Source organism: Protofrankia sp. CiP1_Cm_nod1, from assembly GCF_920888515.1.
Lineage (GTDB): Bacteria > Actinomycetota > Actinomycetes > Frankiales > Frankiaceae > Protofrankia.
Map to the genome: position 1 here is coordinate 1 of NZ_CAKKTM010000094.1, position 2,045 is coordinate 2,045.

Below are 2,045 nucleotides of genomic sequence, written 5' to 3' on the forward strand. Positions count from 1 at the left end.
AGTCGTCGGCAGCGTCAGATGTGTATAAGAGACAGGTGGTGTACGACGCCAACGTGCTCTATCCGAACACGTTACGCGATCTTCTGATCCGGATCGCGCAGTCAGGTCTGGTGCAGGCGAAGTGGACCAACGAGATCCTCGACGAGATGGCCACCGCGATAGGCCGGACTCGGCCGGACATATCGCCCGAGAAGCTCACTCGCCTCCGTAGCCTTATGAACGCGGCCATCAGAGACGTCCTGGTGTTCGGCTACGAGCCGCTGATCGAAGGGCTGAAGCTCCCCGATCCCGGAGACCGGCATGTGCTGGCTGCCGCGATCAAGGCCGGTGCTCAGGTCATCGTCACCCGGAACCTGAAAGACTTCCCCGCCGCCGACCTGGAACCGTGGGGTGTCGAAGCCAAGACACCCGATGCCTTCGTGTTGGACCAGGTGGGCATCAGAGGGCAGGCGGTGGCAGCATCCATCCAACAGATCGCGGACTCCCGAACGAACCCACCGGAGTCCGTCGACGACATTCTGCGCCAGCTAGAACGTAACGGACTCGTGGAATCGACAGCGGCACTCCGCACGCTATAGCCGCCGGGTGGCCCTTGGGAGAATCTCACCCATGGGCCACCCGGCCCCTATAGCGCAGGTCGCGCTCAGTTTCGGCGGGCACCCGGCTCGCCGACGAGATCCGCATGCTCACCGAGCCCTACAGGCTTGAGGCGGGGCAGGGTCGAGTCGAGGTGGCGCTGGCCGGGATGCGGTGTTTCCCGGCTGCCGGCCCGGGTTGGTTCTGGCACGGAGCGTGCCATTCCGCTACAACAGGGACATGACGCAGGGGGAGTCGTTCGTGTTTGTGTCCTACACCAGTGCGGACGAGAAGTGGGCGACGTGGATCGCCTCCATGCTCGAAGGAGCCGGGCTGGCCGCCCGAGTACAGGTGTGGGATTCCCTGCCTGGGCAGAACTTCGTCGAATGGATGAACATCCAGCTTGCCGGTGCCCGTTGGACGGTCGCGCTCTACTCCCAGGCATATTTCGCGTCTGCCTGGTGCACCGCGGAGTGGACCGCGGCGCTGGCCCGTCGCACTCTGTTACCGGTCCGCCTCGAGCCGGTCGAACCGCCGGCGACGCTGCAGGTCCTGACCTGGGTGGACCTGTTCGACCTCGACGAAAACCAAGCTCGTGAGCGGCTGCTGTACGCGGTCGGTAAACAGGTTCTGCCCCGACTGGCGGCCTTCCCCGGCCGAACCTCCGCTTCGACGGCGACGCCAATATTTCCCGGCGCTACCGGGGCGGTGGGGCATCTGCACAGCGAGGTAGAGCGTTCCGATCCCGCCGTCACCCTCGCCACCGCGCTGAGTCAGCTTGGCTCGACGACACTCGCGGTCCGCTGCGCGGGCATCCGTGCTCTGGAACGCGCCGCTACCGCCGAGTCTGCTGACCCAGCTTTGATCGACGAAGTGACCGAGGTGCTTGAATCCTTCCTCCGGGGAACCCGTAACGCAAAAGGCGCGCGCCCTGGTGCCGTCGCCCCGGAAGATCTCCTTGCCGCGGGGCGCATACTCGTCCGGATCGCCAAGAATCGATCTTTCGACCTGTCTGGTGTCGACCTGCGCGGAGCGGAACTTAACCGCACGAACCTCGCCGGGGCCCGACTCGCCGGTATAGATCTCACTAACGCTTGGTTGGCTGGGGCGGATTTGGCTGGTGCTGATCTGGCTGGGGCGAGGCTCGTGAAAGTGTGGCTGAAAAGAGCGGACCTTACTGGCGCAAACCTCGCTGGGGCCCGACTCGACAGGGCAACTCTCGCTCACGCCCGGCTGGCTGACGCGGACCTCACGAACGCTTCGCTGGCTGGTGCGAACCTCATCAAGGCGGTGGGGCTGATCCAGAAGCAACTCGAGTCGGCGGAAGGGGACGCAGCCACACGGTTACCTGCGGGGTTGGTCCGGCCGGTGTCCTGGCTGGCGTAACGTCCGTCCGACAAGTTTCGCCTGTTTGGCGTGTCGACGAGGTCGGTTTTGTCTGGTTTCAGGGCTCAGGGCTCAGGGCTCAG

Annotated in this window: 2 protein-coding genes; both read left to right on the forward strand. The window is 64.7% G+C overall.

Annotated features, from left to right (window positions below; genetic code table 11):
* Positions 1 to 35 precede the first annotated feature (35 nt).
* Positions 36 to 578, forward strand: coding sequence for a PIN domain-containing protein (locus NBX02_RS04855; RefSeq protein WP_250290159.1), 543 nt, complete (start codon positions 36 to 38; stop codon positions 576 to 578).
* A gap of 238 nt (positions 579 to 816) precedes the next feature.
* Positions 817 to 1,962: a TIR domain-containing protein gene (locus tag NBX02_RS04860; RefSeq protein WP_250290160.1), complete on the forward strand. Its 1,146-nt coding sequence runs from the start codon at positions 817 to 819 to the stop codon at positions 1,960 to 1,962.
* The last annotated feature ends 83 nt before the right edge of the window (positions 1,963 to 2,045 follow it).